The sequence below is a fragment of the Octadecabacter arcticus 238 genome, assembly GCF_000155735.2.
Lineage (GTDB): Bacteria > Pseudomonadota > Alphaproteobacteria > Rhodobacterales > Rhodobacteraceae > Octadecabacter > Octadecabacter arcticus.
In genome coordinates, this window is sequence record NC_020908.1 from 3,549,705 (window position 1) to 3,562,824 (window position 13,120).

General features: G+C 55.4%; 15 protein-coding genes and 1 pseudogene. 5 read left to right on the top strand and 11 right to left on the bottom strand.

The features are described from left to right. Positions 1–26 precede the first annotated feature (26 nt). Both OA238_RS18370 and OA238_RS29185 read right to left on the bottom strand, forming a co-directional pair. Positions 27–1,196 (bottom strand): ISAs1-like element ISOan1 family transposase, encoded by a 1,170-nt coding sequence (locus OA238_RS18370; RefSeq protein WP_083906669.1) that lies wholly within the window; start codon positions 1,194–1,196, stop codon positions 27–29. A 62-nt stretch (positions 1,197–1,258) separates the two neighbouring features. Further along, positions 1,259–1,651 (bottom strand): GFA family protein, encoded by a 393-nt coding sequence (locus tag OA238_RS29185; RefSeq protein WP_051076523.1) that lies wholly within the window; start codon positions 1,649–1,651, stop codon positions 1,259–1,261. 103 nt (positions 1,652–1,754) lie between these two features. Here OA238_RS29185 and OA238_RS18380 point away from each other — a divergent pair, with 103 nt between their 5' ends. Next, on the top strand, positions 1,755–2,669 hold the full coding sequence (locus tag OA238_RS18380) for a DMT family transporter (RefSeq protein ID WP_015496338.1): 915 nt from the start codon (positions 1,755–1,757) through the stop codon (positions 2,667–2,669). Here the strand turns inward: OA238_RS18380 and OA238_RS18385 are convergent. Continuing rightward, positions 2,666–3,484: an ABC transporter permease gene (locus OA238_RS18385; RefSeq protein WP_044037156.1), complete on the bottom strand. Its 819-nt coding sequence runs from the start codon at positions 3,482–3,484 to the stop codon at positions 2,666–2,668. The two genes, OA238_RS18380 and OA238_RS18385, sit on opposite strands and share 4 nt — an antisense overlap. Positions 3,485–3,618: 134 nt before the next feature. On the opposite strand from OA238_RS18385, the gene OA238_RS18390 reads away from it, so the two are divergent. Continuing rightward, positions 3,619–4,215, top strand: coding sequence for a GcrA family cell cycle regulator (locus OA238_RS18390; protein WP_015496340.1), 597 nt, complete (start codon positions 3,619–3,621; stop codon positions 4,213–4,215). A 130-nt stretch (positions 4,216–4,345) separates the two neighbouring features. Here OA238_RS18390 and OA238_RS18395 read toward each other — a convergent pair whose 3' ends face one another. Beyond that, complete coding sequence (locus tag OA238_RS18395) at positions 4,346–5,032, bottom strand: D-lyxose/D-mannose family sugar isomerase (protein WP_015496341.1); 687 nt, start codon at positions 5,030–5,032, stop codon at positions 4,346–4,348. A gap of 153 nt (positions 5,033–5,185) precedes the next feature. Here OA238_RS18395 and OA238_RS18400 point away from each other — a divergent pair, with 153 nt between their 5' ends. Then, positions 5,186–5,389 carry a LacI family DNA-binding transcriptional regulator gene (locus OA238_RS18400; protein WP_187293070.1) on the top strand — a complete coding sequence of 68 codons (204 nt, stop codon included), beginning with the start codon at positions 5,186–5,188 and terminating at the stop codon, positions 5,387–5,389. A gap of 156 nt (positions 5,390–5,545) precedes the next feature. Here OA238_RS18400 and OA238_RS30505 read toward each other — a convergent pair. Continuing rightward, a protein-coding gene (locus OA238_RS30505; RefSeq protein ID WP_085982771.1) for an IS630 family transposase occupies positions 5,546–6,609 on the bottom strand; the annotation gives its coding sequence in 2 pieces (ribosomal slippage) (positions 5,546–6,120 and positions 6,120–6,609; 1,065 coding nt in all). 89 nt (positions 6,610–6,698) lie between these two features. Here OA238_RS30505 and OA238_RS35170 point away from each other — a divergent pair. Further along, positions 6,699–6,824 (top strand): annotated as a pseudogene (locus tag OA238_RS35170) (IS30 family transposase); the annotation flags it as partial. Between the two features lie 74 nt (positions 6,825–6,898). On the opposite strand, the gene OA238_RS18415 reads toward OA238_RS35170, so the two are convergent. Further along, positions 6,899–7,810, bottom strand: a complete 912-nt coding sequence (locus tag OA238_RS18415) for a pirin family protein (protein ID WP_015496344.1) — start codon at positions 7,808–7,810, stop codon at positions 6,899–6,901. Between the two features lie 100 nt (positions 7,811–7,910). Then, positions 7,911–9,254: a pentapeptide repeat-containing protein gene (locus tag OA238_RS29195; protein WP_015496345.1), complete on the bottom strand. Its 1,344-nt coding sequence runs from the start codon at positions 9,252–9,254 to the stop codon at positions 7,911–7,913. A 90-nt stretch (positions 9,255–9,344) separates the two neighbouring features. On the opposite strand from OA238_RS29195, the gene rimO reads away from it, so the two are divergent. Next, positions 9,345–10,730 (top strand): 30S ribosomal protein S12 methylthiotransferase RimO, encoded by a 1,386-nt coding sequence (gene rimO, locus OA238_RS18430; RefSeq protein WP_015496346.1) that lies wholly within the window; start codon positions 9,345–9,347, stop codon positions 10,728–10,730. Here the strand turns inward: rimO and OA238_RS18435 are convergent. From OA238_RS18435 to OA238_RS18450, 4 genes are all read right to left on the bottom strand, one after another. Further along, on the bottom strand, positions 10,727–11,836 hold the full coding sequence (locus OA238_RS18435; RefSeq protein ID WP_015496347.1) for an SEFIR domain-containing protein: 1,110 nt from the start codon (positions 11,834–11,836) through the stop codon (positions 10,727–10,729). The two genes, rimO and OA238_RS18435, sit on opposite strands and share 4 nt — an antisense overlap. Before the next feature lie 206 nt (positions 11,837–12,042). After that, the gene (locus tag OA238_RS18440) at positions 12,043–12,279 is read right to left on the bottom strand and encodes a hypothetical protein (RefSeq protein ID WP_015496348.1); all 237 of its coding nucleotides are present in this window, start codon (positions 12,277–12,279) and stop codon (positions 12,043–12,045) included. Between the two features lie 66 nt (positions 12,280–12,345). Next, positions 12,346–12,690: a diacylglycerol kinase gene (locus OA238_RS18445; RefSeq protein WP_015496349.1), complete on the bottom strand. Its 345-nt coding sequence runs from the start codon at positions 12,688–12,690 to the stop codon at positions 12,346–12,348. Between the two features lie 33 nt (positions 12,691–12,723). Continuing rightward, positions 12,724–13,080, bottom strand: a complete 357-nt coding sequence (locus tag OA238_RS18450; protein ID WP_015496350.1) for a YigZ family protein — start codon at positions 13,078–13,080, stop codon at positions 12,724–12,726. Positions 13,081–13,120: the final 40 nt, after the last annotated feature.

Genomic DNA, 13,120 nt, shown 5'->3' on the forward strand with positions numbered 1-13,120 from the left:
CTAAGGCCAGGGGAATCGCATGAGATTTAGGTGTTAATTATTTCGGCGAGGAAATCATCATCCCATGATGCAATGTGGCGCTTTGATCGCAGGCTATGCTTCCCCTTTACGGAGCGCAGCATGTTGCTTGCAGCGTGTTTTATGGTCGTAAAATTCGCTGGAGCATTGCCTTTTCGGATACGGCATTCATCGTCGCGAAACACCATGTCCATGACCCAATGCAGCCCGTTTTCTATTCCCCAGTGGTCACGGATGGCTTTGGCGTGATGTTCAGCATCTGATGTCATTGATGAAATGTAATAGCGGGTTTCGGCGCGCGTTTTATCCTGCAGGATGGCGTGGTACTGGACCATAACGATGCTTTTCAAACCGGGCCAATTGTGGTCCGCTTTAAGCCAGTCAATATCCGTGCACACTGTGACCCTCCTTGTTTCGATACGGCCATGAGACTTCTCTACCGTTTCGTGGTAAGTGACTGTTGTGTCGTCATAATCTACGGCCGCCTGTTCCGTCATGAATAATTCTGTGTCCTTGCGTAGGCTGCCCTGATTACCCTTCAAAGCGAGGATGTAGTCTGCTTCTTTGGAGATGATCTTCGCGGCGATTTCGCGTTGGCATCCCATAGCGTCGATGGTGACAATAGCCCCCTTCAGGGTGAGCAGTTCCAACAGTTCTGGTATGGCCGTTATCTCGTTGGACTTGCCGTCCACCTGCCGTTGCGCCAGCGTCAGATTCCATTCCGAACTCCAGGCCGAGATCATGTGAATTGCGGCCTTGCCGCCAGCTTTATCCAGGCTGCGGCGAGAGGTTTTCCCATCAATCGCGACCACTCCAGTCACCGTCTTGTTAAGGGAGGCCACCCAGTCGATAAAACAGGCCTGAAACGCCTCGGCATCCAAGGCCGCAAAGATGTTTCCAAGTTGGTCATGGGACGGTGTCCCGTCTGCAAAAGGTAGAAAACGCTTCAAAAAGCCCAGTTTCTTGGTCCCATATATCGAGATGGCCGTCCAGTCATTGGCACCTGACAAAACAGCGCATAGGGTTAAGAGGAGTATTTCCGGCAAAGGGTAAGTCACTTTAACCTCTTGACGTGAATCGCTTATATCTGAAAAATGCGTAAGAAATTCAATGGGATGGATCTCAGGTGAACTTGGGGTTGGCATGGCATATGACCTCGTTAAAACAGTAAAGATCACCCATCGAATCAGCCTCTACAACATTTGTCGACATCGTTATTGTTCATGCGATTGCCTTGCACCTAAGGCTCGGGTGCCCGTGTCGCATGCGGCGCGTCCCATGAGGGGCGGGCTTCTTCGAACACCGGACGCAGAGGCGGCAAACCGTCCATATCTTCCATGCTGCCTGCATAGACAAATATCAGACCTTCGGCCCGTGTCGTTGCTTTCATGATGGGCGAACCACAATCACCGCAAAACCCGAAATCGAGCGCGTTGCCACTGTTGGCTGTGCCAAAATGATGCTTGAGCGGACCTTCTATCGTAACGGCAGATTCTGGAAAGGCGAACTGCGCCACAGAGCCTGCCCCCGACAACCGCCGACAATCGCTGCAATAACACCTGATGCCGAATTTCGCGCCCGAGGTGATGGTGTAACGGGTTGCCCCGCAAAGACAGTGGCCGGTTCGTTGCATCGTAACGCTCCCATAATGTCACCACCAAATATAGGGCAACACGGCGGCGTTTAGCAATCAACACCTGTCTTGATCCGCAATCTTGGCCGTGGCATTGACGTCCATGGCCCGCCCCCAAGCCCCTTTGACAGCCGTTGTGCTGATGATCACCGCGACCTTGTTTATCGCGGGAACGATGCTTGCCGCAAAGTCATTGGGGACCGACACCCTTGGCGCACCGCTGCATCCGCTACAGATCAGCCACGGACGATTTATGTTTGCGTTCATCGGCTTCATCACGGCAAGCGCGGTGCTGCGCCCAAAAATTCGCGCCCCAAACATGAGATTGCATATGGCGCGCACCATCTTCGGCGCGACGGGTGTGACGCTGATGTTTGCCGCTGTCGCGTTCATTCCGATGTCGGACGCCACGGCGATTAGTTTTTTGAACCCTGTGTTCGGGATGATTTTGGCAATTCCGTTTCTGGGCGAAAAAGTCGGACGCTGGCGGTGGTTGGCCGCAGCGATGGCGTTTGTTGGCGCGTTGATCTTGTTGCGCCCTGGGCCGGATACGTTTCAGGTTGCTGCATTGCTGGCCCTTGGGGCGGCGCTGGCGATGGGGTTTGAGTTGGTGTTAATCAAAAAGCTGGCGGACCGCGAACCGGCGCTGCAGATTTTGCTGATCAACAACGCCATTGGGTGTGTGTTGATGAGCGTGGCAGTGATTGCGTTCTGGGCGCCGCCGACGTTAGCGCAATGGGGCGTTTTAGTTACGCTTGGGCTGATGATGGCGGGGGCGCAGACCTGTTTTATCAATGCCATTGCGCGCGCGGATGCGTCCTTTGTGACGCCGTTCAGCTACCTGACACTCATTTTTGCTGGCCTTTACGACTGGGCAATCTTTGCGCAAATCCCCGACTGGATCAGCGTTTTAGGGGCGGCGATCATCGTGTCGGGTGCAGCACTGCTCGCGTGGCGCGAGGCGGTGAACCGCAGCCGCGCGCGACGCATCCCTGTCAGCATGGGTGGTCGGGTTTAAGCCTTCAGGCGATAGCCGATTTTCAGCCAATACCACACAACCGACAGTATCACCGCCGAGCAGCCAAGCACCACGGCAAGGCCAAGCCACGGGTTGCTGTCGCTTATACCGATGGTGCCAAAGCGCACGCCATCGATGATGTAGAAGAACGGGTTCCAGTGGCACAAAGTTTGCAACAACGGCGGCAGGGCCTCGATTGAATAGAATGTGCCCGACAAAAATGCGAGCGGCGTCACGAGGAAGTTGGTAATGGCGCTCAACTGGTCGAATTTGTTGGCGAATACCGCTGCCACCATGCCCAGTGCGCCCATCAGGATCGACCCGAGCACAACAAACGTCAGCGCCCAAGCCGGATGGGCCACGGGCATGCCGATCAGCCAGACGGCACCGATGGTGATGACCACCGCGACGATCATACCCCGCGCCACGGCCCCTGCGATGTATCCGACCAAAAGCTCAAGCGCCGACAGTGGTGGCATCAGCGTGTCGACAATGTTACCCCCCACCTTGGCAGATGCGATGGACGACGAGGTATTGGCGAAGGCATTCTGGATCACCGTCATTGTCAAAATTCCTGGCGCGAGGAATTCCATAAACGGCACACCCATCACGTCACCGCGCTGCGGGCCGATGGCGATCGTAAAGATCAGCAGGAACAGACCCGCATTCACCAACGGCCCCATAATCGTCTGCGACCAGACGTTCATGAACCGCAAAACTTCTCGGCGCGCCAGTGTCCATGTCCCCAGCCAGTTCACCGCACCGAAGCGACGCACGCCCATATCATTTGCCATTTCGGCCTTGCTGTCATGCATCAGTGATTCCTTTTTGGCGTGGGGGTGGTTGTATCCGGCGCTAGGGAGCTTAGAATAGGGAATTGAAAGATTTCTCAACCCCATACGCGACATGGGGCACATACCCAACCTCTGGCCAAATAAGTGGAACTAATATGTCCTGGACCGACGACCGCGTAGACGTGCTAAAAAAGATGTGGGGGGAGGGCCAGTCCGCCAGCCAGATCGCCAAAGAACTGGGGGGCGTTACGCGCAACGCAGTCATTGGCAAGGTCCACCGACTAGGGCTAAGCAACCGTGCAACGTCCGGCGGCGCAAGCAAGCCGACAACCCCCAAAGCAGACGCCAAGCCCAAGGCACCGGCCAAGCCCAAGGAACCGCCGAAAGTCGCCTCTACCGAGATTGCAGAAATTCAGGAACCGCGCACAGAATCCGCGTCGCCCGCACCCCAGCCCAAAGTGCCGTTCGCGCGCCGCCAGATCATTCCTGCCGGTCAGCCGTTGCCACCGCAGCCTTCCGCCAATGAGATCAGCCCAGAGGCCTTGCGCAAGGTCAACGAGGTGGAAAAATCCGCCAAGAAAATTAGCTTGATGGAATTGACCGAAAAAACCTGCAAGTGGCCCGTTGGCGATCCTGCAACGGAACAGTTCTGGTTTTGTGGTTTGGCTGTGCAGCAGGGCAAACCTTATTGCGAAGCCCATGTCAGCGTCGCATTCCAGCCAATGTCATCACGCCGCGACCGCCGCCGGTAAGGTGAGACTCGGTTTGAGGTTTAGAAGGCCCGTCAGAAATGGCGGGCCTTTTTGTTTGGGGGATGAGGCGAGTGTCGCCCACTAAATCGCGCCAATACGCAACATCGCCTGACGCATCGTTAATTGTCACTCAGTCCAGCCAGTTCCGATAATCGCTCACCAGAAGGTGGGTGGGCGCTGCGTCTTCTTGGATATTGGCAAACCGACCAATGGGTTCGCGAAAGATGTTGTCGGTTTCATCATCGTTGACCGTTGAAACCTCACCAATCAGCACATCGCCACCCTCGCCCCAAAACGCGTGCCAATCACCTGGCATAAGTGTAACGCTTTCACCGGGGGCAAGGCGCAGCTTTTCGCCCGGACCATAGTCGCGCTGCAACCCGTCACACCACACCGTGCCGCCTGTGGTTTCGTCAAAATGACCATCTGCATCTGACCCGAACAGTTCAACCACCAAGGTTGCGCCACCGCGATTGATGATGTCCTCGGCCTTGATGACGTGGGTGTGCATCGGGGACAATTGGTCCTGCTTGGAGATCAGCAATTTTTCAGCGTAGCACATGCCACCGCCCCGTTGCAGATCGGCCAAACGCCCGTTGCGCAGGGTGAAAAGGAACAGGCCCATCTTGTCGAAATCGCCTGCACCATAGTCGGTGATATCCCAGCCATTGCGCGCCTCGATTACGGCAGCGGCCTCCCCCGCGCGAGCCTTGAATTCGTCTGGCGTCCAGTATGCCCAAGGCGGCAAAACAAATCCAAAAGAGCGCATCATGTCGTCGGACTGCGCAATAATATCGTTGATGCGTGATCGTTTCATATGTATTTCTCACTGCGTTTCCGGGCCATTTCCAAGCGCCTGACAGCCTATAAGCCGCCCCCTGATCGTTCCGGATAAATTAGTTTAGTCTTTTCCGAAATCGGTTTCGGTACGCGTTTGGACAATGGGAGGGAACCAAAGTCAAAAGATTCTGTGAGTTTGAAGGTGCTGGCGGCACATCTTAGCCTGACGGTCGGGACGGCAAGCCGTGCGAACAATAACGACGCTGACATCAGCCCCAAAACCCGCGCACGCGTTAAGCGCGCAGCTGAGGGACTGGGCTATCGTCCCAACCGCTATCGTCCCAATCAAACCGCCCGTCGATTGTCGCTCGGAGGCTCTGAAGTTATGGACTAAATTCTACCGCGCTACAGCAGCTCTGTTTCGCAGCCTTTGTGGCCCAACTGCTTCAAAAGGTTTGGGCGACGCGTTGAGCAAACGCAGTTGGGACCTTTTGGTGGCTCACGCCGCGTCCTCAACGGATAAATGAACCGACTTATACCAACGGCCGAATTAAGTGACCCTTGCCCATTCTCGATCTGTGATTGAACTTATTCGCTCTGGGTCGTTCGCAAAGAAGTTCCAAGCTTGTGCACATTTGTTGAGTATTTCGTCATAGGTGTCGAAAACTGTGATTGCGAGTTTATTAGCTCGCAGATAAGCCCAGACGTTTTCCATGGGGTTCAGTTCGGGTGAATACGGTGGCAGCTTAACGAGCGTAATTTTATCTGGCACCTGCAAACATTTTGCGCCATGCCACCCCGCCCCATCAACAATCAGCAAGGCATGTGAGCCGGGTGCGACAGCTTTTGCGATCTCATCAAGATGCAGCCCCATAGCCTCGGCGTTGACGTAGGGCAGGACGAGACCTGCGGCGGTACCACGTGCGGGACAAGCGGCACCAAAGATATAACTCCATTTGAAGCGTATATCACGGGGTGCGCGCGGGCGAGTTCCACGCTTGGCCCATTTACGGGTGAGTGTCCCCTGTTGTCCAACGCGGGCTTCATCTTGGAACCATACTTCAAGAGGCTTCCCCTTTGCATGTTCTGGCAGAGTATCGTTTACGAGGCTCGCAAAGTTTTTTTAAAAGTCTGCTGCGCTTCGCGATCAGTTTTCGGATGCTCTGGACGCACAGACAGGCGGCGAAAGCCATGCTTGGTTAGATATTTTCCAATCGTACGCACATGCAGTTTCACGTCGAACTCCTCTTCAACACGAGCCTGCAAGTCGACACAACGCCATCGTACTACGCCATCTTTTACTGGGTCGAGCCCGGCCTCCACCCACGCCACAAATTGCGCCTGTTGCTTGGGCGACAACCGTGGTTTTGCCCCCTTGCCATTCCGATCCGATAACCCCTCAATGCCTTCTGCGTTAAAGCGATGCGCCCAATCCCGAAGTGTTTGTCGATCCATACCACTGCTGCGGGCAGCCGTTTCACGATCCACCCCATCAAGCACCAGCGCTATGGCCAGTAGTCGCCGTACAACCCGCCCATCCTTGGTTCGCTTTGCCGCACGGCGCAAATCTTTCGCAGACATATCCGTGCGCGTAATTTTTATGGCTCCACCCATGAGCACCTCCCAATCTATGGAGAATATTGATTCAGAGTTTGCCAAAAATTAAAACCAAATAAATGAGTCAGATATTCTGGCCGCTGGTATTATCCGTCCATTCTCAGGCAAAACTGAGCGCAATCGCGCGGCAGCTGCGCGATTGCCGCCGCAAGATCTTGCCCCCCCCCCCCCCCGCGGAGAAGTTCGCGGAGCGTGTTGCGTCGACCCGTTGAGACCACCGCTGACAAAGGACGTTCACCGCACCCAGTCGCTTCCAAGCGAAATCATCAGACCTCCTGAAAGCCCCCTAATGTGCGGGCTTGATAAATGTGCCGTTGCGTAGATCGCGGATCGCCTGTTTCAATTCATCCTGCGTGTTCATCACGATGGGGCCGTGCCATGCGACGGGTTCTTCAATCGGAGCACCTGATATCAGCAAGAAACGCACACCTTCTGGTCCCGCTTGCACGGTGACTTCGTCGCCCGTGCCGAACCGGATCAGGGTGCGATCGCCAGACATGTCGCGGATGTTGACCTCTTCGCCCATGACCTCTTTTTCCAGCAAAACACCGGTCGGGGCGCTGGCGTCGGCGAAGGCAGCCTTGCCTTCAAACACATACGCGAACGCGCGAAGATAGGTGTCGATCTTGAAGGTTTTTTTCACCCCAGCCGGCATTGTCACATCAAGGTATTGCGGATCGGCGGCAATGCCATCCACGGGGCCGCGTTTGCCCCAGAATTCGCCCGTGATAACCCGCACAACCGTGCCATCATCGTCGGTGACTTCTGGAATCTCACGGGCATTTACATCCTGATAGCGCGGATCGGTCATCTTTTGTGCCGCTGGCAAATTGCCCCACAGCTGGAACCCGTGCATCTGCCCAGCCGCGTTTCCCTGCGGCATTTCTTGGTGCATAATGCCGGATCCGGCAGTCATCCATTGCACATCACCCGCACCCAGCGTGCCTGTATTGCCAAGGCTGTCGCCATGTTCGACCGTGCCGTTCAGCACATAGGTAATGGTTTCGATGCCGCGATGCGGGTGCCACGGAAAGCCCTTTTCGAAATGCGCAGGGAGCTCGTTGCGAAAGTCGTCAAACAACAAGAACGGGTCCAATTCGGACGGGTCGGCAAACCCGAACGCGCGGTGCAGATGCACGCCTGCGCCCTCCATTGTGGGAACGGCGTGGCGGGTCTCAAGGACGGGACGAATTGACATGGTTGCCTCCTTCGGTTTCGGTGATTGTAAGGTAGGACGGCGCCCAGACGCATTCAATCACCACCCTGTCACCAAAGGTGTGCGCAAATGCACAGTTCGGCTAGCGCAGCCGGAACCGCGTCCGCAGACCAAGGCCGAGGAAGAACAGGAGGATGAAGGAGAGGACGGTTTGGGTGGCGCTAACGACCTTCACCCACGCGGGCCAATTGCGGATGATCTCATAGTCAAAATATATGCTCTGAAGACCAAAGAATTTGAACATATTGGCAAAGGAATAGCCAAGCGCCTCGAACACACCAAACCCTCCGCCCTCTGTATAAACCAAAATGATCCAAAGCCATAAGGCAAGAAGTGCGTTCGCGGGTCGCGCAATCGAATAACCGTAATCCGATACCCAGCCAAAGAGACGATAGGGAAATCCCCGGTTCCACGGGTCGATTGCCCCTGCCAATTTCATTTCACGGCGATAAAAGAAATGCTCATCTTCGGGCATCCCCTGCTTGCCCAAGGCGTGGCGCAATCTGGCGCAGGAGTCCTTGGCAACCTCCTTGGTGGGAACTTTTCTTAGCACCTTCGCAGCCTGATCCAACAAAGGCTGCCCGGCACTGGGCCAATGGGTTGATTTGGCCGTCACAACCAAGGTTTCACGAAACTCCGTGCCTTCCAGCACCGGATAATGGGTGACGAATTTGGCGTCTCGAAAACTCACCAAACGTGCAAACGCGGCTTCGGTAAAAATCGGCACGCAGGTTTCAGTCTCGTCGCGCACCCCGAACCGCGCAGCCATAAACTTGGCAGGGCCGTCAAACGTAGCTGAGGAGAAATCGGCGGCCTGCGTGAAGGTGGCGGAGGAGAAATCGGCGTCCTGCGTGAAGGTGGCGAAGAGGAAATCAGCGCGCTGCGTGAAGGTGGCGGAGAAGAAATAGGCGAGCTGCGTAAACGTGGCGGAGTCGAAATAGGCGGACTGCGTGAAAGTGGCGGAGCTGAAATTGGCGTCCTGCGTGAAGGTGGCGGAGTTGAAATCGGCGTCCTGCGTAAAGGTGGCGGAGGTGAAATAGACAGGCTGCGTGAAAATACGGTTTTCCAACACAAGGATGTTGCAAAACTGTATTTCTGAACATTGGATTGCTGACTCAAAATCAGGAAACCCGGGATAGGTAAAATCGTCATCATTGCGGTCCTCCATCTCGGCGCGGTGCTTGCGCTTTACCTCTGTCGCGATCAGCGACCAACCGCGCGTCTCGGCCACATCTACCCCCGTTTGCTTGGCCAGTTCAGCCGCCGCGTCATCGTAAAGCTGCTGACAGGACCACGCATTCCAGACCGCGCGGCTTTGATCATCCGGGTCATTGACAACCTCCTCCTCGTCCTGTTCCCCATACAGGGTCATCAGAACATACCACGGGTTTTCGTTCGCAGGGGTCAGTTTGGGTTTGTCTGTCACTTAGGTATCCTTTTCTTCTCGCGCACGATACCGCCCCCGCGTCGCGCTGCAAGTCTTCCCAAGTCTCGCGTTCCCGCCTATACGCGGCCCATGTCACAAAACCCTCCCAGTCTTCGTCCGGACCTCGCGCCGAAAATCGCAACACCTGATACGCGTCGGGGCAATCAGCCGACCATCGGTATGGTGTCATTGGGCTGCCCCAAGGCGCTGGTGGACAGCGAACGCATCCTGACGCGCCTGCGCGCCGAAGGCTACGCGATTTCACCCGATTACGCGGGCGCAGATGCGGTGATCGTTAACACCTGCGGCTTTCTGGACAGCGCCAAGGCCGAAAGCCTTGATGCGATTGGCGAAGCGTTAAATGAAAACGGCAAGGTCATCGTCACCGGTTGCTTGGGCGCAGAACCTGACTACATCCGCGAACACCATCCCCGCATTCTTGCAGTGACAGGGCCGCACCAATACGAACAGGTTCTCGATGCGGTACACGCCGCCGTGCCGCCCAGCCCCGATCCGTTCATTGACCTGCTGCCCGCGTCCGGTGTGTCCCTGACCCCGCGCCACTACAGCTACCTCAAGATTTCTGAGGGCTGTAACCACAAGTGCAAGTTCTGCATCATCCCCGACATGCGCGGCAAACTGCAAAGCCGCCCTGCCCATGCGGTGCTGCGCGAGGCTGAAAAGCTGGTGGAAAACGGCGTGCGCGAACTGCTGGTGATTAGCCAAGACACCTCTGCCTATGGCGTCGACATCAAACACGCCGAAGATCGTGGCCACCGCGCCCACATCACCGACCTCGCGCGTGATCTTGGCAGTTTGGGCGGCGACACCAAACCATGGGTGCGCCTGCACTACGTCTACCCCTACCCCCACGTGCGCCAACTGATTCCGCTGATGGCCGACGGGCTGATCCTGCCCTACCTCGACATTCCGTTCCAACACGCATCAACCGACGTGCTGCGCCGCATGGCCCGCCCTGCTGCCGCCGCCAAGACGCTGGACGAAATCACCGCATGGCGCGCAATTTGCCCCGACATCACCCTGCGATCCACGTTCATCGTCGGCTACCCCGGTGAGACGGAGGCAGAATTCCAAGTGTTGCTCGATTGGATGGACGAGGCACAACTGGATCGCGTCGGCTGTTTCCAATACGAAAACGTCGCTGGAGCGCGCAGCAACGCCCTGCCCGACCACGTGCCCGCAGAGGTAAAGCAGGAGCGCTGGGACCGTTTCATGGAAAAAGCGCAAGTGATTTCTGAGGCGAAACTCGCCGCGAAAGTCGGCTCGGTGATGGACGTGATTATCGATGACATCGACGAAGACGGCATCGCGACCTGCCGCACAAAATCGGATGCTCCCGAAATCGACGGAAACCTGTTTATTGATGAGGGGACCGAGGGGTTGAAGGTCGGGGAGATTGTGAGCGTGGAGGTCGATGAGGCTGGGGAGTATGATTTGTGGGGGAAGGTGATCTAATCGGCAGCACCACGTTCGACCGCACCCGTCCCCAAGACAATAACGTCAGGGTCGTGTTTTCCAATTTCATCAACATTTCTGAAGTAAATCCAGCTCTTTCGGATTTCAATCGCTCCAAGCTCCTCAATGGAAGCCCGATCTTCGCTTAGAATGCCTGCCACGATATAATATACCTTGGACTGACGTACAGCTTCTTTGAACCACGGCAAGCCAGGACTGTTGGCGGGCGGATTCATGCGATCAATTCTAGAGATGCTCATCATCAAGTCAGCCTCGTCCATTCGAGACTTTCGCGAGAGCTTCTTGTAAGTAGTTTTCCATTCAGAGCCGACGTGGACACTGTAGCCTGCTTCTTCACCTTCGATCTCACCTTCGATGATCGACACCCGCAATTCTTCGTCTTCATCGTTCTCGCCATAACGCTCCTTCCAGTTTTGAAAGATTTTCTCGGCTGCTTCTCGATTTCGGAAACCAAGACCTAGTCGCGGTGCAGAACTGCCTTCGCCAGCCATGAAAAACGTTGCCCTCCATTTTGCTTTATCCCAAAGTTCTGGATCAATTGGCCCACCAATATAGATTGTCCCGCCCGACTTCACTTCGGGAGTAGATAATTCACGGCGTTGACCTAATTGCGGTTTAACAGACTTAGGTTGATTGGTTATGCGTCTGTATATTTTCTCATACCCAGCCTCACCATCAATGAGATAGCGAGTGAACGGCCGCAAAGGCATTGGAATAAAACCAACATCTTCTTCTTCAAAGATTATTGGAACGTATCCCTTAGTTTTCATATCGCTTTCATACAGATGCTGAGTGAGAATTCCTCCCTCCCACTTGCCCCCAAGTCCAACGCCATCTTTGCCGTCGCCAAGAAAACGGTCATGATACAATTTAGACCCCACGACTAAGACAAAATCCGCTTCACGGATTTGATGCTCCATCCAACGGGGCCAGCCCTGTTCAGGGGATTCTTCGTATTGATCAATTACTGCGTCGACACCATCTTCGCGTAAACGATTTGCTAAATCGAGAACCCTAGCTTTGTGAACCTCATCGTCATGGCTATAACTAATAAATACACGTTCTGGGGCATCGGCCTTCAACATTATTAGTCCTTTGAATTATCTTGAAAATCGTAACTGAGACGCCACTCAACCACAAGGTTGATCATCTCAACTTAGCTTGGCAACTATCAATAAGGGCCTTGCGATCAACGGACCAAAACCACCACTCGAGCCGCCCCAAACCATCGACCCATATCACCACTCTTGATTTGAAAACTGTTGCCCCCAAACATTCGGGCAACACACGCTTATTCGGCTGACGTCTGCGCCACATGCTCGGCCAACTCATCATCCATCAGATCGAGGAACTTGGCGAGCTTACCTGTAACGCAGCCCTCCGTTGACGTGCGCAAAACACCAGATGTGCTTGCGATTTTTTCATCGTGATCTGGCGCGCCGTTTTCAAAAGGAATCTCATGGGTCATGGCGACAAAATAGCAGGCGTTTGGCGACATTTTCAGGGGAAACAAAAATTTGAGCGTCACATCTGGCCTGACGATGCCTAAGCCTGTTCACAGGTTAGCAGGCGTTTTATATGCAACCAGCCGCGCCTAGCCCAGCAATACCACCACCCAAGCCACACCGACCGCCACGCCAGCCACCGCCACCCCGGCACTGCCCGCATCCTTGGCTTGTCGTGCCAGTTCGCTCTGCTCCAAGCTCACCAAATCCACGACCCGCTCAAGTCCAGTGTTGAGAAGTTCCGCCGCCAGAACCAGTACGCCCAGCGCCAAGATCAAGGCCAGTTCCGCGCCGTCCAGCAACCAAATCGCCAGCCCGCCCGACACAACATTGGCCCAGACCCATGAGCGAAACGACGGCTCTTGCAGCCATGCATCGCGCAGGCCCGCCCATGACCACATGCAGCGCCATTTCAATCGTTCGAAAAATCCCATTAATCACCCTAAAGTTCGCTTCGGCGGGCAGGTTCAATCCAGATACACGCGCACAGCGTCTTGCACCCGCCTGAACCTGTCTCCGCCCAAGTGTACACCGCCAAACCAGCGCGTGACGACGACAATCTCGCCGACGCGCGCCTCTCGTTCCAGCATGCGGATAATCACCAGACCCGCGCCCGCCTCCCCGTCGTCAGCCTTGATTGGCGTGCCATCGGGCAGGATCAGGCCCCATGTGTTGTGGGTTGCTTTGGCAAATTTCTTGCGCCGACACAGGGACTTGATGAACGCCTTAGCCTCAATCGCAGACGTGCACGGCCCACCGGACACCGCATATTTCGACCCACGGTCGGTGAAGATATTTTCGAGCACGCGCACCTGTTTCATCATTGCAACCTGACTGAAACTGCCGCTGGTTACAATTGAGCGC

Excerpts from the sequence above, each read along its gene's own strand:
- OA238_RS18380 (WP_015496338.1), top strand. The coding sequence starts at position 1,755 with ATGGCCCGCCCCCAAGCCCCTTTGACAGCCGTTGTGCTGATGATCACC.
- OA238_RS18385 (WP_044037156.1), bottom strand. The coding sequence starts at position 3,484 with ATGCATGACAGCAAGGCCGAAATGGCAAATGATATGGGCGTGCGTCGC.
- OA238_RS18445 (WP_015496349.1), bottom strand. The coding sequence starts at position 12,690 with ATGGGATTTTTCGAACGATTGAAATGGCGCTGCATGTGGTCATGGGCG.
- rimO (WP_015496346.1), top strand. The coding sequence starts at position 9,345 with ATGTCACAAAACCCTCCCAGTCTTCGTCCGGACCTCGCGCCGAAAATC.
- OA238_RS18435 (WP_015496347.1), bottom strand. The coding sequence starts at position 11,836 with ATGTTGAAGGCCGATGCCCCAGAACGTGTATTTATTAGTTATAGCCAT.
- OA238_RS18390 (WP_015496340.1), top strand. The coding sequence starts at position 3,619 with ATGTCCTGGACCGACGACCGCGTAGACGTGCTAAAAAAGATGTGGGGG.
- OA238_RS29185 (WP_051076523.1), bottom strand. The coding sequence starts at position 1,651 with ATGCAACGAACCGGCCACTGTCTTTGCGGGGCAACCCGTTACACCATC.
- OA238_RS18450 (WP_015496350.1), bottom strand. The coding sequence starts at position 13,080 with ATGATGAAACAGGTGCGCGTGCTCGAAAATATCTTCACCGACCGTGGG.
- OA238_RS18395 (WP_015496341.1), bottom strand. The coding sequence starts at position 5,032 with ATGAAACGATCACGCATCAACGATATTATTGCGCAGTCCGACGACATG.
- OA238_RS18415 (WP_015496344.1), bottom strand. The coding sequence starts at position 7,810 with ATGTCAATTCGTCCCGTCCTTGAGACCCGCCACGCCGTTCCCACAATG.